The following is a 20823-nucleotide window of genomic DNA, read 5'->3' on the forward strand; positions in this document are numbered from 1 at the left end:
GTCGAGCACCGCACCCCCTCGGAGTCAGCGCTCGTGCCGCATCCATCCGCGAACAAGGAAAGGAGCAGATGCCATGAAGACCCCCGCAACGAATGAACTGCTGAAGACCTTGCAGGCGCGTTTCGAGAAGCACGCCACCCGACATCCGGGCATCGCGTGGTCCGATGTACGCACCCGGCTCGACGCCCATCCCGGCGCGCTGAAGTCTCTGCAAAAGATGGAGGCCACCGGCGGCGAGCCCGACGTGGTCGCCTTCGACAAGGCCTCGGGCCGCTACACGTTCTGCGATTGCTCGGCCGAGAGCCCGGTGGGGCGACGAAGCGTCTGCTACGACGGCGAAGCGCTGGCCTCACGCAAGGAAAACAAGCCCGCCGACAGCGCCGCCGAAATGGCGGCCGACATGGGCATCGCGTTGCTGACCGAAGCGCAGTACCGGGCGCTGCAAACGCTGGGTGATTTCGACCTGAAGACCTCGAGCTGGGTGCAAACCCCGGCCGACGTGCGGTCGCTTGGCGGCGCCCTGTTTTGCGACCGACGCTACGGCCGCGTGTTCACGTACCACAACGGCGCGCAGTCGTACTACGCGGCGCGGGGCTTTCGCGGCTCGATCGAGATCTGACGCTCAGTACATCAGCCGGTCGGGCCGGATGTCGCGAAGGATCGTCGTGGCGATCTCTTCGATGGACTTGTGCGTGGACGACAGCCACGAGATGCCTTCGCGGCGCATCATGGCCTCGGCCTCGGCCACCTCGCGGCGGCAGTTGTCGAGGTTCGAGTAGCTGCTGTGCGGCCGCCGCTCGTGGCGGATCTCGCTCAGCCGCTCGGGCGCGATGGTCAGCCCGAAGCACTTACCCTTGTGCGGCGCCAGGCTCGCGGGCAGCGCCTTGCGGTCGAAGTCTTCGGGGATCAACGGGTAGTTCGCGGCCTTGATGCCGTGCTGCATGGCCAGGTACAGCGAGGTCGGCGTCTTGCCGCTGCGGCTGACGCCGACGAGGATCACATCCGCCTGTTCGAGGTTCTTGGCCGATTGCCCGTCGTCGTGCGCGAGCGAGAAGTTGATCGCCTCGATGCGGTCGGTGTATTCCTGGCTCTTCGAGATGTCCGAGAAGCGGCCGACGCGGTGGTTCGAGGTCATGCCCAGCTCACCTTCGAGCGGCTCGATGAAGGTGTTGAACATGTCCAGCACCATGCCCTTGCTGCCGCCCTTCACGATGGCGAGGATCTCGGGGTTCACCAGCGTCACGAAGACGATCGAGCGTTTGCCCTCCATCTCGGTCGAGTGGTTGATCTCGTTGACCACCTGCTGGGCCTTTTCGACCGTGTCCACGAAGGGCCGGCGCACGTGCCGGGGCTTGACCGAGAACTGGGCCAGGATCGAGTTGCCGAAGGTCTCGGCCGTGATCCCGGTGCCGTCAGAGACAAAGTACACGGTTCGGTTGGGCATGGTGCGTGGGGGCTGTTCGGGGCAAGGGTCGCATCATAGGCAAAGGCCCGTAGAATGAATTTCGACCTTCCCTTCGCCCCTTTCATGCAGCGCCTCATCTCTTCAGAAGAAGCAAGAAGAAGCCAGCGCCAAGATGCGTTGCAAAGCGCGCTGCATCTGCTCCCGCCCTCGAAGCATTGCTCGGGCGGTCGAGCTGGCCGGGAAGCACCGGTTTACCCACATCACGGAGCTTTCCCATGTCCAACCCGAACCTGGCGACCGCACTGGTCGTTCCGTTTGAACAGCTGAGAATGACCGACGTCGAGGCGGTCGGCGGCAAGAACGCCTCACTCGGCGAAATGATCAGCCAGCTCGCAGCCTCGGGCGTGCGCGTGCCGGGCGGCTTTGCCACCACGGCGCATGCGTTTCGCCAGTTCCTCGCGCACAACGGCCTGGCCGACAAGATCAACGCCCGGCTCGCGGCGCTGAACACCGACGACGTGCGGGCGCTGGCCGAAGCCGGCGCGCAGATCCGCCACTGGGTCGAAGAGACACCGTTCCCGGCCGACCTGCAGGCGGCCATCACGGCCGAATTCGCCAAGCTGACGGCCGGCAACCCCGGTGCCTCGTTCGCGGTGCGCTCGTCGGCCACGGCCGAAGACCTGCCGGACGCGAGCTTCGCGGGCCAGCAAGAGACCTTCCTCAACGTCGTCGGCATCGACGAGGTGCTGAGCAAGATGAAAGAGGTGTTCGCGAGCCTCTACAACGACCGCGCCATCAGCTACCGCGTGCACAAGGGTTTCGCGCACGACGACGTGGCGCTGTCGGCCGGCGTGCAGCGCATGGTGCGCTCCGACCTTGGGGCGGCGGGCGTGATGTTCACCATCGACACCGAATCGGGCTTCAAGGACGTGGTCTTCATCACGTCGAGCTACGGCCTCGGCGAGACGGTGGTGCAGGGCGCGGTGAACCCCGACGAGTTCTACGTGCACAAGCCGGCGCTGAAGAACGACAAGTCCGCGATCATTCGCCGCAACCTCGGCAGCAAGCTCATCAAGATGGAGTTTGCGACGCCCGAAGAAAAGGCCGCGAGCGGCAAGCTCGTGAAGACCGTGGACACCGGCCCCGAGCTGCGCAACCGCTACTCGCTGAACGATGCCGACGTGACCGAGCTGGCCAAATACGCGCTGATCATCGAGCAGCACTACGGCCGGCCGATGGACATCGAGTGGGGCAAGGACGGCGGCGACGGCCAGCTCTACATCCTGCAGGCGCGGCCCGAAACGGTGAAGAGCCAGCAAGAGGGCAAGGCCGACCAGCGCTACAAGTTGAAGGGTGCCAAGGGCACGGTGCTGGCCGAAGGCCGCGCCATCGGGCAGAAGATCGGCACCGGCCCCGTGCGCATCGTGCACAGCCTGAACGAGATGGACTCGGTGCAGCCCGGCGACGTGCTCGTCACCGACATGACCGACCCGAACTGGGAGCCGGTGATGAAGCGCGCCAGCGCCATCGTCACCAACCGCGGCGGCCGCACCTGCCACGCGGCCATCATCGCGCGCGAGCTGGGCATTCCGGCGGTGGTGGGTTGCGGCGACGCGACCGAGACGCTGAAAGACGGCGCGCTCGTGACCGTGGCCTGCTCCGAAGGCGACACGGGCTTCATCTACGACGGCCTGCTCGAGACCGAGATCACCGACGTGCAGCGCGGCGAGATGCCGTACTGCCCGATCAAGATCATGATGAACGTGGGCAACCCGCAGCTCGCCTTCGACTTCGCGCAGATGCCCAACAGCGGTGTCGGCCTCGCACGGCTCGAATTCATCATCAACAACAACATCGGTGTCCACCCGAAGGCGATCCTCGACTACCCGAACATCGACCTCGACCTGAAGAAGGCGGTCGAGTCGGTGGCGCGCGGGCACGCCTCGCCGCGCGCCTTTTACGTGGACAAGTTGGCCGAAGGCATCGCGACCATCGCGGCGGCCTTCTGGCCCAAGCCGGTGATCGTTCGCCTGAGCGACTTCAAGAGCAACGAGTACCGCAAGCTCATCGGCGGGTCGCGCTACGAGCCCGAAGAAGAGAACCCGATGCTCGGCTTCCGCGGCGCCTCGCGCTACGTGAGCGAAGGCTTCGGCGACGCGTTCTCGATGGAATGCGAAGCCATGAAGCGTGTGCGCCACGACATGGGCCTGAACAACGTCGAGATCATGGTGCCCTTCGTGCGCACCGTGAACCAGGCCAAGCGCGTGACCGAGATGCTGGCCGAGAAGGGCCTGAAGCGTGGGCAGGACGGGCTGCGCATCATCATGATGTGCGAGGTGCCGAGCAACGCCATCCTGGCCGAGCAGTTCCTCGAGTTCTTCGATGGCATGTCGATCGGCTCGAACGACCTCACGCAGCTCACGCTCGGCCTCGACCGCGACTCGGGCTTGGAGCTGCTGAGCAACGACTTCGACGAACGCGACCCGGCCGTGAAGGCGATGATCTCGCGCGCCATCGCGGCCTGCCGCGCCACCGGCAAGTACATCGGCATCTGCGGCCAGGGCCCGAGCGACCACCCCGACTTCGCCGACTGGCTGGCGGCCGAGGGCATCGTGTCGATTTCGCTGAACCCGGACACGGTGGTCGAGACCTGGCAACGGCTGGCAAAAGGCTGAGTCCGTCGACGCAACGTGTCGGTGCGGGCGGCTGGCCCGCTGCAAGAGCAAGGTGAGGGGGCCGCGCCGACCGTAGCGGGGCTTTCGGTGGGCAGGAGGGAACGCGTGTGCTGTTGCTGGTGACGTCGCTCAAGCTGATCGTCGAGCTCGCGCTCATGGCGCTGGCGGGGCAGGGCGTGTTGGCTGTGCTGGCCGGCCCGGGCCGTGACAGCAACGTGTTCTACCTCGTGCTTCGCGCCATGACCCGGCCGTTCGTGCAGGCCACGCGATGGGTCACGCCCCGGGTCGTGCTCGACCGGCACGTGCCGCTGCTGACCGGGCTGCTGCTCGTCCTGTTGTGGCTGGCGGTGGTGGTTGGCAAGGTGTCGCTGTGCGTGCTGGCCGGCATGGTGGGCTGTCGGTGACCAACACACCCGCGACCGAAGCGCACTGGCGCGGCAACCTCGTGCTGACGCGCGTGCTGCTGGGCGTGTGGTTCGTCGTGAGCTTCGTCGTGCCGTACTTCGCACGCGAACTCGACTTCGTCGTCTTCGGCTGGCCCTTCAGCTTCTGGGTGGCGGCGCAGGGCGCCTTGTGCGTCTACGTCGTCATCGTGTGGTGGTACAGCCGGCGCATGCGTCGGCTCGACATCGAACACGGCGTGGCCGAAAAGCTGGACTGACATGCGAGCGCCCGCGACTCCGCCTTCGCAGGCCTCGAACGGCAGCGGCCATGCGGGCGTGCGCCGCCGGCTGCACAAGGCCTACGGCTGGTACACGGGTGGCTTCATCGCCTTCGTCATCGCGCTCGGGCTGGCCGAGCAAGCCGGGCTGCCCAAGAGCTGGATCGGCTTTCTCTTCCTCATCGCCACCGTCGCGCTCTACGCGGTGATCGGCGTGATGAGCCGCACCACCAACCCGGCCGAGTACTACGTGGCCGGACGGCGCGTGCCGGCGCTCTACAACGGCATGGCCACCGGGGCCGATTGGATGTCGGCCGCCAGCTTCATCGGCATGGCCGGCACGCTGTACCTCAGCGGCTACGACGGCCTGGCCTTCGTGCTGGGGTGGACGGGCGGCTACTGCCTGCTTGCGCTCTTGCTGGCGCCGTATCTGCGCAAGTTCGGGCAGTTCACCATTCCCGACTTCATCGGCGCGCGCTACGGCGGGCACGGGCCGCGCATCATCGCCATCGTCGCGGCCATCCTGTGTTCGTTCGTCTACGTGGTCGCGCAGATCTACGGCGTGGGCCTGATCACCACGCGGCTCACCGGCGTGGCCTTCGAGCTGGGCATCTTTCTCGGGCTGGGCGGGGTGCTGGTGTGCTCGTTTCTCGGCGGCATGCGTGCGGTGACCTGGACGCAAGTGGCGCAGTACATCGTGCTGATCCTCGCGTACCTCATTCCGGTGCTGTGGCTGTCGGTCAAGCAGACGGGCGTGCCGGTGCCGCATGCCGTCTATGGCCAGCAGCTGCAAAAGATCACCGAGCGCGAAAAAGAACTCATCGCCGACCCCAAAGAGCAGCAGGTGCGCGCCATCTACCGCGCCAAGGCGGCCGAGTACGCGGCCAAGCTGCAAGACGTGCCCAAGGCTCTGGCCGGCGACCGTGCCGCCGCGCGGGCCTACCTGGCCGAGTTGAAGGCCATCGGCGCACCGCTCGACGAGTTGCGTGTGGCCGACCGTGCACTGGCCTCGTTGCCGAAGAACGAATCCGCCGCACGCGCGGCGTGGATGGCCGCGCAGGCCTATTACGAGTCGCGCGCCGCGCCGCTGGCCGGCATGCGCCCGCATGCGCAGCAATACGCCGGCGACCCCAAGGGCACACCGGCCGAACGCCAGCTCTTCGATGAGTCGCGCCGCAACTTTCTGGCGCTGGTGCTGTGCCTGATGGTCGGCACGGCGGCGCTGCCGCACATCCTGACGCGCTGCTACACCACGCCCACCGTGAAAGAGGCGCGCGACTCGGTCGCGTGGTCACTGGTGTTCATCGTGCTGCTCTACGTCACGGCGCCGGCGCTGGCGGTGCTGGTGAAGTTCGAGGTCTTCAACGTGCTGGTGGGCACGCCGTTCGACCAGTTGCCGGGCTGGATCGCCAACTGGTCGAAGGTGGACCCGGCGCTGCTGTCGGTCGAAGACGTCAACCGCGACGGCCTGCTGCAACTGGGCGAGATGAAGATCGGCAGCGACATCATCGTGCTCGCCATGCCCGAGATCGGCGGGCTGCCTTACGTCATCTCGGGCATGGTCGCGGCCGGGGGGTTGGCGGCGGCGCTCTCTACCGCCGACGGCTTGCTGCTGACCATCGCCAGCGCGCTGTCGCACGACCTGTACTACCGGGTCATCAACCCGCAGGCCTCGCCCGCGAGCCGGGTCACCGTCTCGAAGGTGCTGCTGCTGATCGTCGCCCTGCTGGCGGCCTCGGTGGCGGCGCAGAAGCCCGGCGACATCGTCTTCCTGGTGTCGGCGGCGTTCTCGTTCGCGGGCTCGGCGTTCTTTCCGGTGCTGGTGCTGGGGGTGTTCTGGAAGCGCGCCAACCGCTGGGGCGCCGTCGCGGGCATGCTGACCGGCCTGTCGGTGGCGCTCTGCTACATGGCGATGAACGAGCCGTGGATGCGGTCCGTGCTGGGTGTGACGGCACCGGTGGGCCTGTGGTTCGGCATCCAGCCCATCGCGGCGGGGGTGTTCGGCGTGCCGGCCGGGTTTGTCGCCACCGCGGTCGTGAGCTGGCTCACGCCCCGGCCGTCGATCGAGGCGCAGCAATTCGTCGATGGCTTGCGCCACCCCGGCGAGGCGGCGCCCCGAACACCCCCCTGAAGTGCCGCACGGCCCGGCCCGCGCGTGGGCAGCAATTTGCCGCTGACCCGCATTCGCGGGCTATAATCGCCGGCTTCGCCTTGCCACACCCGTGTCCGACGCTGCGGGGTGGCTTCCAATCTCGGAACCCACAAGGAGTACACATGCGTCACTATGAAATCGTCCTGCTCATCCATCCGGATCAGAGCGAACAAGTTCCGGCCATGCTGGAACGCTACAAAGGTGTGGTCACCGCCGCCGGCGGCAAGGTCCACCGCGTGGAAGACTGGGGCCGTCGCCAGATGGCTTACATGATCCAGAAACTCGCCAAGGCCCACTACCTCTGCATCAACATCGAATGCAGCAAGGAAGCCCTCGCCGAGCTGGAAACCGGCTTCCGCTTCAACGACGCCGTGCTGCGCCACCTCACCGTGGTCAAGAGCAAGGCCGAGACGACCCCGTCGGTCATGATGAAGGCCGTCGAGAAGGAAGACGCTCGCAAGGCCCCGCAGGAAGCGACGGTCTGAAGACACATCCTGCCCCGACCGTCAGCCCCTGAGGCCGCATGAACCGACTGGTTCTTTCGGCACAGATGCTGGAACGGGGCGCGGTGCGATACACCCCGGCCGGCTTGCCAGCCTGCGACATGGTGCTCAAGCACGAGTCGCAGCTCTCGGAAGCCGGGCAGCCTCGCAAGGTCTCGATGGAGATTCGTGCGGTGCTCATCGGAGACCTCGTGCCCCGCCTCATGAAGCTGGACCTCGGAGCCGAGGCGACATTCGCAGGCTTCCTGACCAACCAGCGCAACGGCCGAGGCACTGTCTTCCACGTCACAGAGTTCGATCGAGCCGAGTCCCAGGCCTCTACTTGAGCCAAGACCGCTCGACTGTTTGTTCCGGATAGATATTTAGAGAGGTGAAACATGCCCCCACCCCGCGGTAAAGGTCGGTTCTCGAAGGACCGCAAGCCCAAGCGCAACCAACAATCGCTGCTGTTCCGCCGCAAGCGTTTCTGCCGCTTCACGGTGACCGGTGTCGAAGAGATCGACTACAAGGACATCGACACGCTGCGCGATTTCATCGCCGAAAACGGCAAGATCACGCCCGCTCGCCTGACCGGCACGCGTGCGTTCTTCCAGCGTCAGCTCACGACCTGCATCAAGCGTGCTCGTTTCCTGGCCCTGCTGCCGTACAGCGACCAGCACAAGGTCTAAGGAGCGACGAACATGCAAGTGATCCTGCTCGAAAAAGTCGCCAACCTCGGCAACCTCGGCGATGTCGTCAAGGTGAAAGACGGCTACGCCCGCAACTTCCTGATCCCGACCCGCCAGGCGCGCCGCGCCACCGAGGCCGCAATCAAGGAATTCGAAGCCCGCCGTGCCGAGCTTGAAAAGGCTGCCGCCGACAAGCTGGCCACCGCCCAGGCCCTGGGCGAGAAGATGAACGGCCGCACCATCCACATCACGCAAAAGGCGGGTGTCGATGGTCGTCTGTTCGGTTCGGTGACGAACCACGACATCGCCGAAGCGCTGACGCGCATCGACTTCAAGATCGTCAAGGCCCAGGTTCGCCTGCCCAACGGTCCGCTGAAGACGGTCGGCGAGCACACCGTGTCGGTGGCTCCGCACACCGATGTGGTCGTGGAAGTCAAGGTCGTGGTCGTCGGCGAAACCGACTGACCGAAGCCCGCTTCGACAAGAAGGGGTCGGCACTGCCGGCCCCTTTTGCTTTTGGGCTTGAGTTTTCCCGCGTTGACCAGAGCTTCCTCACCGGTTGTTCACAGGCTTGTTCACACCCGCGTGCAGCGGTTTCCTCCGGGTCTGCCCGGGTACGCACCTTGCACCCGCTTTCTAGGATGACGAACGATGTCCACCGTGTTCCCGCCCTCTGAAAACTCGGCGCCGGCCCGCGACGACGAAGTCGCCCGGCTGCGCATTCCTCCGCATTCGGTCGAGGCCGAGCAAAGCGTGCTCGGCGGCCTGTTGCTCGACAACAGCGCCTGGGACCGTGCCGGCGACCTGTTGGTGGACAGCGACTTCTACCGCTTCGAACACAAACACATCTACGCCGCCATCGGCGGGTTGATCAACCAGGCCAAGCCGGCCGACGTGATCACGGTGTTCGAACAACTGCAAAGCCTGGGCAAGGCCGAAGAGTGCGGTGGCCTCGTCTACCTGAACGCGCTGGCGCAGAGCGTGCCCAGCGCGGCCAACCTGCGCCGCTACGCCGAGATCGTGCGCGAGCGCGCGGTGCTGCGAAAGCTGGTGGCGGCGAGCGACGAGATCGCCACCGCGGCGTTCAACCCGCAGGGGCGGCCGGTGCCGCAGATCCTCGACGAAGCCGAAAGCAAGATCTTCAAGATCGGCGAAGAAGGCTCGCGCTCGCGCCAGGGCTTCTTGAGCATGGACCAGCTGGTCGTGCAACTGCTCGACCGCGTCAATGAGCTGCACGAGAACGGCGCTGAAGAAGTGACCGGCGTGCGCACCGGCTTCTACGACATGGACCGCATGACCGCGGGCCTGCAACCCGGTGACCTGATCGTGCTGGCCGCGCGCCCGTCGATGGGCAAGACTGCGTTCGCGCTGAACATTGCCGAGCACGTGGCAGTCAACGAAGGCCTGCCGGTCGTTGTGTTTTCGATGGAAATGGGCGCGGCGCAGTTGGCGCTGCGGATGGTCGGCTCGCTCGGTCGCATCGACCAGAGCGGCCTGCGCACCGGCAAGCTGCGCGACGACGAATGGGGCCGCCTGTCCGAGGCGGTCGAGAAGCTGGGCAAGGTGTCGGTCTTCATCGACGAAGGCTCGGCGCTGTCGCCCAGCGAACTGCGCGCCCGTGCACGGCGCCAGGCGCGCCAGTGCGGCCAGCTCGGCTTGATCGTGGTGGACTACCTGCAGCTCATGAGCGGCAGCGGCGGCGGCTCTGAAGAAAACCGTGCGACGGTCATCGGTGAGATCTCGCGGGGCCTGAAGTCACTGGCCAAAGAGTTGAAGTGCCCGGTGATCGCGCTCTCGCAGCTCAACCGAAGCGTCGAAACCCGCACCGACAAGCGGCCGATGATGAGCGACTTGCGCGAGTCCGGCGCCATCGAGCAGGACGCGGACGTGATCATGTTCATCTACCGCGACGACTACTACCTGAAAGAGCAGTCGAAGGAGCCGGGCGTGGCCGAGATCATCATCTCGAAGCAGCGTAACGGCCCGACCGGCACGGTGAAGCTCGCCTTCCTGAAGCAGATGACCAAGTTCGACAACCTCGCGCCCGGCAGTGGCGGCGGCGGCGACGAGTATTGAGCCGGGCGGCTTGAGCCCGCGACGCGGCAGGATTAAGGTGCAGGCTCGTCTGCCTGACCCACCTGCCGCATGCCGAACCCACCCCTTGTGTCTCGACGCGCCCTGAACGCGTCGCTCGTTTCGCTGGCGTTGGCCATGCGTGTGCCGTCGGTGCGGGCCCAGCCTCCGGCGAACGCGGCCTACACCGGCCCGATCTTCGACGCCCACCTGCACTACAACGACGAGGCGCAGGCGCTGCACCCGATCGACGACGTGCTGGGGCGCATGCAGCGCAGCGGGGTGCGGGCCATCGTCGCCAACAGCCGGCCGAACGACGGCACCAAGGCCCTAGCGGCGGCCCGCGAACAAACCACCCGCGCGGGCGTGACCGTCGTGCCCTTTGTGCGCCTCTACCGCACCCGCGCCGACTACAGCAACTGGCACCGCGACCCGAGCATCGTGGACTTGGTGTTGCGCGAGTTGGAAGCCGGCACCGCCGCCGGGCCATACCGCGGCCTGGGTGAATTCCACCTCTACGACAGCGCCAACGCCGACGGGCCGACTGCCCGCCGGCTGATGCAACTGGCGCAAGAGCGGCAACTCGTCGTGCTGGCCCATGTGGACGAGGTCGCCATCGAGAAGCTCTTCGCGCACGCACCGAAGGCGCGGGTCATCTGGGCTCACACCGGCATCGGCGGGCCTTCGCTCGCGCGCGTGACCTCGTTGCTGGAGCGTCACCCCAGCCTGTTCGGTGAGCTCTCTTACCGGCCCGGCCTGACCGAAGGCGAGGGCGGCTTGAGCCGCGCCTGGCGCGAGTTGATGGTGCAGATGCCGGAGCGCTTTCTCGTCGGCTCGGACACCTGGGTCAACTCACGCTGGGACGACTACGAAGCGCTGATGCAGCAAGCGCGCCGCTGGCTTGGCGACCTGCCGGCACCCGTGGCGCGCCGCATCGCCTGGGACAACGGCGCGCGGCTCTTCGACCTGCCGGCGCCGCGCTGAGGCGGGCGCGCTTCAGCTCACGCGGAAGATCTGCACCGCGCGTATCAACGTGCCGGCGCGCTCGTGCAGTGCGTGCGCGGCAGCGGCGGTCTGCTCGGCCAGCGCCGCGTTTTGCTGGGTGGCGGTGTCGATGGTGGAAACCGCCGTGTTGATCTCGCCGATGCCGACCGACTGCTCGCTTGTCGCGCCGGTGATCTGGTGGACGAGGGTCGATACCTGGCTCACTGACTTCAGCACTTCTTCGATGACCTGCTCGGCTGAGCGCACGCGGTGCGAGCCTTCGGAGACCTGCTCGACCGAGGCGCCGATCAGCGAGCGGATCTCTTTGGCGGCCTCGCTCGTGCGCTGGGCGAGCGCGCGCACCTCCGAGGCCACGACCGCGAAGCCGCGGCCTTGTTCGCCCGCGCGCGCGGCCTCGACCGCTGCGTTGAGCGACAGGATGTTGGTCTGGAACGCGATCCCTTCGATCACCTGGATGATCTCGGACACGCGTTTGGACGAACCCTCGATCGACGCCATCGTGCGCACCAGGTCGTTCACCGCCTCGCCGCCGCGCTGTGCCACGTGGCTGGCGTCGTGACTCACCTGCGCGACGGCCTGTGCGGTGTCGGCGGTCTGTTTCACCGCGCCGGTGATCTGCTCCATCGTGGACGCCGTCTGCTGCACGCGGTTGGCCTGCTGCTCGGTGCGGTTCGACAGGTCGTGGCTGCCATGCGAAATGTCGTTGGCCCCGGCGGCCATGCTGCGCACCTCGCCGCGCACGTCTTCGACGATGGCCTGCATGTTGAGCTTGATGAGCCCCAGCCTGCGCATCAGCTTGCCCAGCGGGTGGCGCGGGTCGTAGTCGATGTGGCCGGTGAGGTTGCAGCCGGCGATCTGCGACGCGATCTTGCTGGCCTGGCGCAGGGGCATGGCCACCGAGCGATGAAACCACCACCACACCCCGAAACACAGCGCGGCGAAGACGCCATCGAACACCAGCGGGTGAAGGCTCGCCGTCCAGCCCACCGCGTCGGGCAACACGAAACCCAGCGCCAGGGCGCCCATCACCAGGCCCATGCGCTGGCTCAAGGTGAGGCGGTGGATGCGCATCGGCCAGTCGCGCCAGCCGACGCGGCGCAACCCACCGGCATGCAGGCGCAGGCTTTGCCGGCCGCGCTCGCGTTCGTCGCGCAGGCGGGCATACAACGCTTCGGCAGCCTGGATCTGATCGCGCGTGGGCTTCACGCGCACCGACATGTAGCCCTTCGGCTTGCCGTTTTCGAGCACCGGGGTCACGTTCGCCACCACCCAGTAGTGGTCGCCGTTCTTGCGGCGGTTCTTGACCAGGCCGCTCCAGGGGCGGCCGCGCCCGATGGTGGTCCACATGTCCTTGAAGGCCTCGGGCGGCATGTCGGGGTGTCGAACCATGTTGTGGGCTTGCCCCAGCAGTTCTTCGTAGCTGAAGCCGCTCACCTCGACGAAGGCGGCGTTGCAGTGGGTGATTCGCCCTTGCTCGTCGGTGGTCGAGACGAGCATCTGCTGGCCGGGGTAGTCGTATTCACGCTGGGTGATGGGCTGGTTGATTCGCATCCGGTGTGCTCCTGGGGCCGCAATGACGCGCCGCTGAAGCGCGGGCGCGCATGGGTGAGGCGCAGGCCCGCGCCGCCCGGGTCGTCTGGACGACCCCGGGCGCGTGGCGGACCATCGCGTCTCATCTCCGGGCAATGTCGGACGAATGAGATGGCGGGTTAAATCATTTATTCGCTCAAATGGCCAAAAGTGATGGGTTCGTGCGGTTTTTCGCGGCATGGCGCATGGGGCCTGCATGATCCAATCGACCGCAGCTGTGCCCACCTGCCCTGAGGTTTGATGCTTCCCCGCACCCTGGCTTTGGTCGACGACGACCGCGAATACACCGAGTTCCTGGCGCAGTACCTGCGCGAGCGTGGGGTGGACGTCCAGCTGTTCGCTGACAGCAACGACCTGCTCGCCGAGGCCGACCCTTACGGCTTCGACTTCTACCTGCTCGACCTGATGCTGCCCGGCATCGACGGCCTCGACTTGCTCAAGCTGCTGCGCCGCCGCAGTGACGCAGGGGTGGTGGTGGTGTCGGGCCGATTGGCGCCGGACGTGTTCAACCAAGTGATCGTCGCCGGCGCCGACATGTACCTGAGCAAGCCGGTGCAGTTCGAGCAGGTCGCGCTGGCCATCGAAGCGGTGTACCGCCGCGTGGCCGCTCACGCCAACGCGCAGGCCGCGTGGAAGCTCGACCGCCGCGCCAGCCAGTTGGTGGCCCCCGATGGCGCGCGGGTGGACCTGAGCCGCGGCGACGTGGCCCTGCTCGAATGCTTCATCGAAGCCCAGGGCGAGGTCGTCAGCCGCGAGGCACTGCGCCAGCGCCTGGGCCGCAATGCCGAGGCGGGCGAGGCCGATGGTCTCAACGCCACCATCTACCGCCTGCGCCGTCGCATCGAGCGCGCGACGCCGACGGTCGTGCCGCTGCAGTCGAAGTCGCGCGTGGGCTATGTGTTCCGCGGGCCGCTGAAGCCTTTCTGACGCACACCGGGCGCGGCCCACGCCGGCGCCCAATCGTTCTGCTCAATCGTCGTCTTCGGCCGCGGGCGCCAGCACCAGGCGCAAGGTGGCCCCCGGGCCGGTGTGCGGCACCAGCAGCGCCTGGCCGCCGTGCAATTGCATGACGCGTTGCACGATGAAGAGCCCGAGCCCGTGGCCGAGCGAGCCCCCCGCGCCGGCGGCGCCTCGCACGCCCCGCTCGAACAGGCGCGGAGCGAGGCCGGCCTCGATGCCGGGGCCCTGGTCGATCACGTCGATCAGCAGCGCCAGCGGCTCGTCCGAATCGCTCAGGCGCACCACCACGGGTGCATCGGCCGGGCTGTACTTGAGCGCATTGGCGAGCAGGTTGCGCAGTGCGAGGCGCATGAGCCCCAGGTCCATCGATGCCGTGCGCGTGGCCGTTTGTCGCTCGACGCAGATGCGGTGGCGCTCGGCAGTGGGCATGTCGCCGATGGCCAGCGCCACGAGCGTGTCGATGTCGGCGTCCTGGCGGGCGATGCCCTCCGCGCGTCCCAGCAGGCTGGCGACGGCCAGGGTGTTGTCGACGCTGGCCAGCACCTGGTTCATCACAGCCATGGCGCGCGACACCCGTGCCGAAGCGGTCTGCTCGCCGGCCTCGCCCAGCGCCGTGGCCGCACTTTGCAGCGCGGCTGACGCGTTGTTGAGGGGTTGGCGCACTTCGTGGGCCAGCACTTCGAGCATCTGGTTGCGCTCTTGCAAGAGGGCGTCCAGCTCGGCGGCATGCTGCTCGGCGCGGGCCCGGCCGAGTTGCTCTTGCTGAAGCGCGAGCCGCCGGTGGTGCTGCTCGGTGATGTCTTGCACCGCTCCGATCAGCCGCACCGGCTCGCCGCGGGCGTGCTCGACTTCGCCGAAAGCGCGCACCCAGATGCGGCGGCCCTTGAAGGTGGTCAGGGGCAGCTCGAGGTCCCACGGTTCGCCGGTTGTCATGGCCCGGCGGTAGGCCTCGTTGATCTCGCGGCGCGCATCGGGGTCGAAGAAGCCGGTGGCTTCGGCCAAGCTCGGGCGGTAACCATCGGGCACCTCGTAGATCTTGCGTGTCTGGGTGGACCAGCTCAGCGTGCCCTGGGCCAAATCGACCTCCCAGCCGCCGACGCAGGCCAGCCGGCCGGTGCGGTCGAGTTGCGCCTCGCTGGCTTCGAGCGCGCGGGCCGCGTTGTCCGCGCGACGCCAGGAGCGGTACACGAAGGCCGACGCGCCTGAAAAGGTGAGCGTGGCCAGCAACGCCAGGCCGCAGGCGAACGCCACCTCGCGGCGCCACGGCGCGAGGTACTCGTGGGTGGACAAGCCGGCCAGCACGATCAATGGGTGGTCGCCGACCTGCATGTAGACGGTCGCGCGCTCGACCTGGTCGACGGCGGTGAAAGCCACGAAGCGCCCTTGCTTCGGGTCGCGCCGAAGTGCCTCGCGCAAGGGGACCGACACGGCTTGGCTGCCGACTTCGCCGAACCCCGGCCGGGCCGGGGCGTGGCGCGCGACCAGCGTGAGCCGCTGCGTTCGCAGCGTGACCGCGCCGTCGGGCCCAGGTTTGACCGAGGCGATCTGTGCATGCAGGTACTCGACCGGGATCGTGCCGTAGGCAATGCCCGCGAAGCCGCCGTCGTCGAGGTTGACCCGGCGCACCACCGGCAGCACCCAGCGGCCACTGATGCGCGATTGGATCGGCTCTGACACGACCAATTGCTCGCCGGCGCGCGCGCGAATGAAGTATTCGCGATCGCTCACGTCGATGCGCGCGCCGGGCGGCACGCCTCGACCGTGGCGCACCACGCCCGAGGCGTCGGCAAAGCGAAGGCCGTCCACTTCAGGCATCAGCGATTGCTGCTCGCTCAGGAAACGCTCGAATGCTTTTGCACCGGCCTCTGTGCCGCTGCGCAGGCTGCGGGCGTGTTCGAGTGCGATGGTTTGCAGCGAGAGGTCGAGCCTCGACAGCTCGGCGGCCAAGCCTTGCTCGACGCCCCGCACGAGGTTGTCGGCGGCGTCCCAGGCGCGCTGCTCGAAACTGGCCCGGCTCGCCCGCAGTGTCAGCCCCACCAGCGCGGCAAGCACCAACGCCGCGAAGGTGTTGGCCACCACCAGCACCACCACCAGCCGACGCCCGCGCAAAGCCGTCCGCGCCGGCTTGGGCAGGGGAGTATCCGCGTTGAGGGTGTCGGCAGCAGTCAAGCGCGTGGTTCGAGGGGCGAATGGCGGGCGATTGTGGCGCGCGAGATGCCGCCGGTCGAATGCCATCCGGGCAGACGGGCTTGCGGCTGCGTGGCCGAATACTGTATAAACATACAGTTATTTGCTTTGGAGCCTGCCATGCGAGATCAATTTCGCCAGAACTTCACGCCGCCGCCTCGGGTGCCGCGCTGGTTGCTGCGCGTGTGGCGCTGGCTGTGATCGCTGGCGCGCTGGCGTGTCCGGTCTGAGGGCCACGGCCGCGCGGTGGCTTAGCCGCGCAGACCCGGCCTGGGGCCGTGCGCAGCTGAGGCGTGCATCGCTGGGGGCTTGCCCGGTGCTGCACGGCGGTCCGGTTCACTTCGCGATTTCGAGCGCCGTGACGACCAAGGCGCCGTCGATGCGCTCGGCCGCGAAGCGCACCTTGTCTCCTGCGCGCACGCGGTTCAGAAGCGACGGGTCTGCCACGCGAAACACCATGGTCATCGGGGCCATGTCCAGGTTTTCGATGCGGCCGTGGCGCAAGGTGATCTTGGCTTGCCCGGCATCGACCTTGCGAACCTCGCCGTCGGTCCATGCGCGGGCGGCCGCAGCCGCCGGGGCGGTCGGGGCCGAAGCGCCCTGAGCCAGCGCTGGCAGGGTGGCTCCCAGCAGCGAGGCGACGCACAAGGCGCGAGAGAGGCTGATGCGCTTGTGCGGTGCGCCGGCTTGCCGCAGCGGCGCCGCGAAAAAGAAGTGCTGTTTCATTGGACCTCCACCGTGCCGAGCATGCCGGCGTCGAAGTGACCGGGCAGCAGGCACGCGAACTGGAACGTGCCCGCCTGCGTGAACTGCCAGACGATCTCTCCCGATTGCCCAGGCTTCACATGGACCATGTGCGCCTCGTCGTGTTCCATGCCAGGGTGGCGGCGCATCATGTCTGCGTGTTCCTTCAGTTTGTCGGGTGTGCCGAGCACCAACTCGTGCAGCACCTGGCCACGGTTGCGCGCGACGAGCCGCACCGTGTCGCCGCGTTTGACGGTCAGCTTCGACGGCGTGAAACGCATGTCGTCGCTCATGTCCACGCGAACCGTACGGCGCACTTTGCGCGGGTCGCCCTGTTGGCCGAAGGCGGTGGCCTCCACTTGTTTGGCGTCGTAGGTGCGAGCGGGTGGCCGGTTGGCGTCACGGTGGGTGTCGCCGTGCGCACGGGCAGCACCCGGGGCCAGCAGGGCCAGCAGGGTCAGCGCCGAGGCAGTCGCTCGCCAGGCGCGGGTAAGGGAGGTGATGTGCATGGTGAGTCCTTGGGTGGCTCAGTGACCGTGATGGTCGTGGCTGGGTTTGCGCACGCGCAGGGGCGCGCGTTCGTTCGGTGGGTTGGAGGTGCGCGCCGGCTCGGGCAGCTGGCCGGTGAATTCATAGGCCACGCTGCCGGGTGGGTGGCGGTACCAGCCGGGGTCGCGGTAGTCACCGGGTTTGAGGTCGTCACGCACCTTGACCACGCTGAACATGCCGCCCATCTCCAGCGGGCCGAAAGGGCCGGTGCCCGTCATCATGGGCAGCGTGTTGTCGGGCAGCGGCATTTCCATCGCGCCCATGTCGGCCATGCCGCGGTCGCCCATCACCATGTAGTCGGGGACGAGTTTCGTGATGCGCTCGGCGACGCCGCGGTGATCGACACCGATCATGTTGGGCACGTCGTGGCCCATGGCGTTCATCGTGTGGTGCGACTTGTGACAGTGGATCGCCCAGTCGCCCGCGACCGCATCGAACTCGAAGGCGCGCATCTGCCCCACGGCCACGTCGGTCGTCACCTCGGGCCAGCGAGCGCCGGGCGGCACCCAGCCACCATCGGTGCCCGTCACCACGAAGCTCGGCCCGTGCATGTGGATGGGGTGGTTGGTCATCGTGAGATTGCCCACCCGAACGCGCACACGCTCGCCGGTGCGCGCCACCAGCGGGTCGATGCCGGGGAACACCCGGCTGTTCCAGGTCCACAGGTTGAAGTTCGTCATCTCGGACGTGCGCGGCGTGGCGCTGCCGGGTTCGATGTCGTACGCCGCGAGCAGGAAGACGAAGTCGCGGTCCACCTTGTGTGTGCGGATGTCTTTGGGGTGGATGATGAACATGCCCATCATGCCCATTGCCATCTGCGTCATCTCGTCGGCGTGCGGGTGATACATGTGGGTGCCGGCGCGCAGCAAGGTGAACTCGTAGACAAAGGTCTTGCCTGGCGGAATGTGCGGTTGGGTGAGGCCGCCGACGCCGTCCATGCCCGAAGGCAGCATCACGCCATGCCAGTGCACCGTGGTGTGCTCGGGCAGCTTGTTGGTGACGAAGATGCGCACGCGGTCGCCTTCGACCGCCTCGATCGTCGGCCCCGGGCTGGAGCCGTTGTAGCCCCACAGCTTGGCCGTCATGCCCGGCGCGAACTCACGCTCGACCGGCTCTGCGACGAGGTGGAACTCTTTGACGCCGTTGTTCATGCGCCAGGGCAGGGACCAACCATTGAGCGTGGCCACGGGGTTGAACGGTCGGCCGCTCGCTGGAGGCTGAGGCGGCTGCATGTGGGGCGAGGTCTGGATGACGGCCTCGGGCAGGGATGCGGCGCCGACGCGGCTGACGGCGCTGGCGCCGAGCGCCACGGCACCGGCGGCTCGAAAGAAGTTTCTGCGATTCGACATGGGGTGCTTTCAGTGGCCGCCGGCCGCGGCCGGGGCGGAAGAAGGGATCACTCCCGTCAGCGGTGAGCCGCCCGGCGAGTGGCCGGTCAGGGCGGTTTGTAGTTGGGTGTCGGCGATCCAGAAGTCGCGCAAGGCTTCGACATACGCACTGACGCTGCGGACTTGCTCGCGCGAGTCGGCCAGCAGTTCGAACACACCGATCAACATGCCGTTGTAACGAAGCAGGTTCTCTTCGGAGATGCGCTTCTTCAAGGGCACGACCTCATCGCGGTAGTGGCGCGCCAGGTCGTACGCGGCACGGTAGCCCGAATAGGTTTCGCGCACTTCGGACTGTGCCTCCGTCGCCACCTGTGCCGCCCGGTGGAGCGCCTGCATGTAGCTGGATTCGGCGCGCGCCAGCCGTGTCGAGCCAAAGTCGAACAGGGGGAGTTCGAGCTCGATCTCGTAGCCGTTGGCGCGTGACTCGCCGGTGGTGCTCTTGTTCTGATAACCCAGTTCGAGCACGTTGACCATGCGCGTTGCCTTCGTCAGTCCGAGCGAACGCGCGGTGGCGGCGACGTCGCGCTTGGCGGCCAGCACATCCAGGCGACGGTCGAGTGCCGTCTGCTCGGCAAGGGCCGGTGCCGTCGGCGTGGCTGGCAGGTCGGGCAGGCGCTCGGGGAGTCGCAGGGCCAGCTGAGCCTGCGACGACAGCCCGAGCGCCCGGACCAGCCGCTCGCGCTCGGCCACTGCCCGGTGCCTGGCTCGCGTCAGGTCAGCGCTTGCATCAGCGAGGAACGATTGCTCACGCATCTGGGCGAGCTTGCTGAAGTTGCCCACCTGCACCATGCGACGCGCCAGTTCGTGCGCTGCGTCGGCGGCTTCTTTCACTTGCTCGTAATAGCGCACGAGTTCTTGCGCGGCAACGGCGGCGTAGAAGGCCTGGCGGGCCACGGTGGCCACGCGCACGGCATCGCTCGCCGCTTGGTGTTGCACCCGTTCGAGGCGGTGTTGTTCCATCTGACGAGCCACCGGCAGGGTCAGCAGGCCCAGCAAGTCGAACATCACCGAGCGCTCGGTTTCGACCACGCCTCCCGATTCGCGCATGCGCCCAAAACTCAGTGCAGGGTTTCGCAGTCGGCCGGCCCTGACGAGGTCCGCCTCGGCGATGCCCAACTCGGCAAAGCTTGTCTGCAAGCCGCGGTGGCCGAGAAATGCCAGTTCGACGGCTGCGTCGGCGTGCAGTGGCTGCGCCAAGAGTTCGGTGATGCGGCTTTGGGCGCTGTCGATGTCGTACGGGGTGCGCTGGTAAGTCGGTGCAATGCCGGTGCGTTCGCGCGTCATCTCACGCACGGCATCGAAACCGCCATCGATCGAGAACGACGCGCATCCGCTCAGCACGACGGCGGCGGCGAGGAAGGGCATGCGCGGAACCGCCGCAACGGCAGTCCGCAGTAAGAGGTGTGAAGTCATGGCTCGAAATCGTTCAACGCCAAGCGGCAACAGCGCTCGGCAAATCATCCGCGCAGCAGGCGCGGGTGCGACGTCGGCCTCATTCAGAGGCCGCGGGGGTCAGACGGGTCGAGGAGGGCGGTCTGGTCCGCTCTGCATGAACGATGGGGCCCTGGCAGCAAGCGGCAGGAAGCCGGGGCCACGGAGGCTGTCCAGCCCAGCAACCAACGGCGGCTGCATGGGCAACGGCATGGCAGCGCAACTTGCCGCGCACGCCAGCGTGCAATGGCTTTGTGCCGATTGCCCCTCGCCGTCAGCGACATCGTGCTCGATGCCTGGGCCATGGTGGCTGTGGTCATGGTCCTGTGGGGCGAGCATCTCGGCCGCGCCAACATTAGCCTGTACGGCCCGAGCCAAGAGCCGGCCATCTGGTGTCTCGCATGCCATGTCAGCAGCGATCACGCCACGCAGCGGTAGCAAGGTCACGAGCACCAGAATCAATAGAAAGCGAAGGTTCTTCACGTCGTCGTCTACACCGTCTGAATGCACTCTAGACCTTCACCCGATGGCAAGGTCAAGTGACTCGCCTTTGCTGTTGTGGCGATGGCCAAGGCAGCGTTCACAGAGGAACCGGGGAGCCACCTCTGTCTTCGGGTACGAGACGCCTCTGAAAAATTTATGCACTGAACGCTTGACGAGCTCAAAAACCTAGGCCATACTGCGAGGCTTCGCTGAACGCAATAAGTCAGCGACGCAAACAAACAGTTTGCAGCTCTTTAAAAATGAACAGCCGATAAGTGTGGGCGTTTGAAGGCGAGTGCCAGAAGTTGAAAGACTTCAGGTCTCATGGACCTAAAACGCTCATAGAAGT

Annotated in this window: 19 protein-coding genes; 12 read left to right on the plus strand and 7 right to left on the minus strand. The window is 66.8% G+C overall.

Annotated elements, in window-relative coordinates; genetic code table 11:
* Positions 1-73: 73 nt before the first annotated feature.
* A complete protein-coding gene (locus AC1KAT_RS21645; protein ID WP_480329325.1) occupies positions 74-619 on the plus strand; it encodes a DUF4256 domain-containing protein in 546 nt (181 codons plus the stop codon).
* 3 nt (positions 620-622) lie between these two features.
* Here the strand turns inward: AC1KAT_RS21645 and ppsR are convergent, their stop codons facing one another.
* Positions 623-1444, minus strand: coding sequence for a posphoenolpyruvate synthetase regulatory kinase/phosphorylase PpsR (ppsR, locus tag AC1KAT_RS21650; RefSeq protein WP_480329327.1), 822 nt, complete (start codon positions 1442-1444; stop codon positions 623-625).
* Positions 1445-1680: 236 nt separating this feature from the next.
* On the opposite strand from ppsR, the gene ppsA reads away from it, so the two are divergent.
* The 10 genes from ppsA (at position 1681) to AC1KAT_RS21700 (ending at position 11121) form a co-directional block, all read left to right on the plus strand.
* The gene (ppsA, locus tag AC1KAT_RS21655) at positions 1681-4080 is read left to right on the plus strand and encodes a phosphoenolpyruvate synthase (RefSeq protein ID WP_480329329.1); all 2400 of its coding nucleotides are present in this window, start codon (positions 1681-1683) and stop codon (positions 4078-4080) included.
* Positions 4081-4187: 107 nt separating this feature from the next.
* The gene (locus AC1KAT_RS21660; RefSeq protein WP_480329332.1) at positions 4188-4484 is read left to right on the plus strand and encodes a hypothetical protein; all 297 of its coding nucleotides are present in this window, start codon (positions 4188-4190) and stop codon (positions 4482-4484) included.
* Positions 4481-4741, plus strand: a complete 261-nt coding sequence (locus tag AC1KAT_RS21665) for a DUF4212 domain-containing protein (RefSeq protein WP_480329334.1) — start codon at positions 4481-4483, stop codon at positions 4739-4741. Before AC1KAT_RS21660 ends, AC1KAT_RS21665 begins: the two co-directional genes overlap by 4 nt.
* A gap of 1 nt (position 4742) precedes the next feature.
* Entirely contained in the window at positions 4743-6872 is a 2130-nt protein-coding gene (locus tag AC1KAT_RS21670) for a sodium:solute symporter family protein (protein WP_480329336.1), read from the plus strand.
* Positions 6873-7015: 143 nt separating this feature from the next.
* Entirely contained in the window at positions 7016-7378 is a 363-nt protein-coding gene (rpsF, locus tag AC1KAT_RS21675) for a 30S ribosomal protein S6 (RefSeq protein ID WP_480329338.1), read from the plus strand.
* 38 nt (positions 7379-7416) lie between these two features.
* Positions 7417-7722, plus strand: a complete 306-nt coding sequence (gene priB / locus AC1KAT_RS21680; RefSeq protein ID WP_480329340.1) for a primosomal replication protein N — start codon at positions 7417-7419, stop codon at positions 7720-7722.
* Positions 7723-7773: 51 nt separating this feature from the next.
* A complete protein-coding gene (rpsR, locus tag AC1KAT_RS21685) occupies positions 7774-8064 on the plus strand; it encodes a 30S ribosomal protein S18 (protein ID WP_480329342.1) in 291 nt (96 codons plus the stop codon).
* Between the two features lie 12 nt (positions 8065-8076).
* On the plus strand, positions 8077-8529 hold the full coding sequence (rplI, locus tag AC1KAT_RS21690) for a 50S ribosomal protein L9 (RefSeq protein WP_480329344.1): 453 nt from the start codon (positions 8077-8079) through the stop codon (positions 8527-8529).
* 186 nt (positions 8530-8715) lie between these two features.
* On the plus strand, positions 8716-10140 hold the full coding sequence (dnaB, locus tag AC1KAT_RS21695) for a replicative DNA helicase (RefSeq protein WP_480329346.1): 1425 nt from the start codon (positions 8716-8718) through the stop codon (positions 10138-10140).
* A gap of 135 nt (positions 10141-10275) precedes the next feature.
* The gene (locus AC1KAT_RS21700; protein WP_480329369.1) at positions 10276-11121 is read left to right on the plus strand and encodes an amidohydrolase family protein; all 846 of its coding nucleotides are present in this window, start codon (positions 10276-10278) and stop codon (positions 11119-11121) included.
* A 12-nt stretch (positions 11122-11133) separates the two neighbouring features.
* Here the strand turns inward: AC1KAT_RS21700 and AC1KAT_RS21705 are convergent, their stop codons facing one another.
* Positions 11134-12693, minus strand: a complete 1560-nt coding sequence (locus AC1KAT_RS21705; RefSeq protein ID WP_480329348.1) for a methyl-accepting chemotaxis protein — start codon at positions 12691-12693, stop codon at positions 11134-11136.
* 279 nt (positions 12694-12972) lie between these two features.
* Here AC1KAT_RS21705 and AC1KAT_RS21710 point away from each other — a divergent pair, with 279 nt between their 5' ends.
* A complete protein-coding gene (locus AC1KAT_RS21710) occupies positions 12973-13659 on the plus strand; it encodes a response regulator transcription factor (RefSeq protein ID WP_480329350.1) in 687 nt (228 codons plus the stop codon).
* Positions 13660-13701: 42 nt separating this feature from the next.
* Here AC1KAT_RS21710 and AC1KAT_RS21715 read toward each other — a convergent pair whose 3' ends face one another.
* The 5 genes from AC1KAT_RS21715 to AC1KAT_RS21735 all read right to left on the minus strand — a co-directional run bounded on the left by AC1KAT_RS21715 (position 13702) and on the right by AC1KAT_RS21735 (position 19925).
* Entirely contained in the window at positions 13702-15861 is a 2160-nt protein-coding gene (locus AC1KAT_RS21715) for an ATP-binding protein (RefSeq protein ID WP_480329352.1), read from the minus strand.
* 354 nt (positions 15862-16215) lie between these two features.
* Positions 16216-16605 (minus strand): copper-binding protein, encoded by a 390-nt coding sequence (locus AC1KAT_RS21720; RefSeq protein WP_480329354.1) that lies wholly within the window; start codon positions 16603-16605, stop codon positions 16216-16218.
* On the minus strand, positions 16602-17132 hold the full coding sequence (locus AC1KAT_RS21725; RefSeq protein WP_480329356.1) for a cupredoxin domain-containing protein: 531 nt from the start codon (positions 17130-17132) through the stop codon (positions 16602-16604). Before AC1KAT_RS21725 ends, AC1KAT_RS21720 begins: the two co-directional genes overlap by 4 nt.
* 18 nt (positions 17133-17150) lie before the next feature.
* Positions 17151-18521, minus strand: a complete 1371-nt coding sequence (locus AC1KAT_RS21730) for a multicopper oxidase family protein (RefSeq protein ID WP_480329358.1) — start codon at positions 18519-18521, stop codon at positions 17151-17153.
* Between the two features lie 9 nt (positions 18522-18530).
* Entirely contained in the window at positions 18531-19925 is a 1395-nt protein-coding gene (locus AC1KAT_RS21735) for a TolC family protein (RefSeq protein WP_480329360.1), read from the minus strand.
* Positions 19926-20823: the final 898 nt, after the last annotated feature.

The organism is Piscinibacter sp. PDB5-1 (assembly GCF_056676035.1).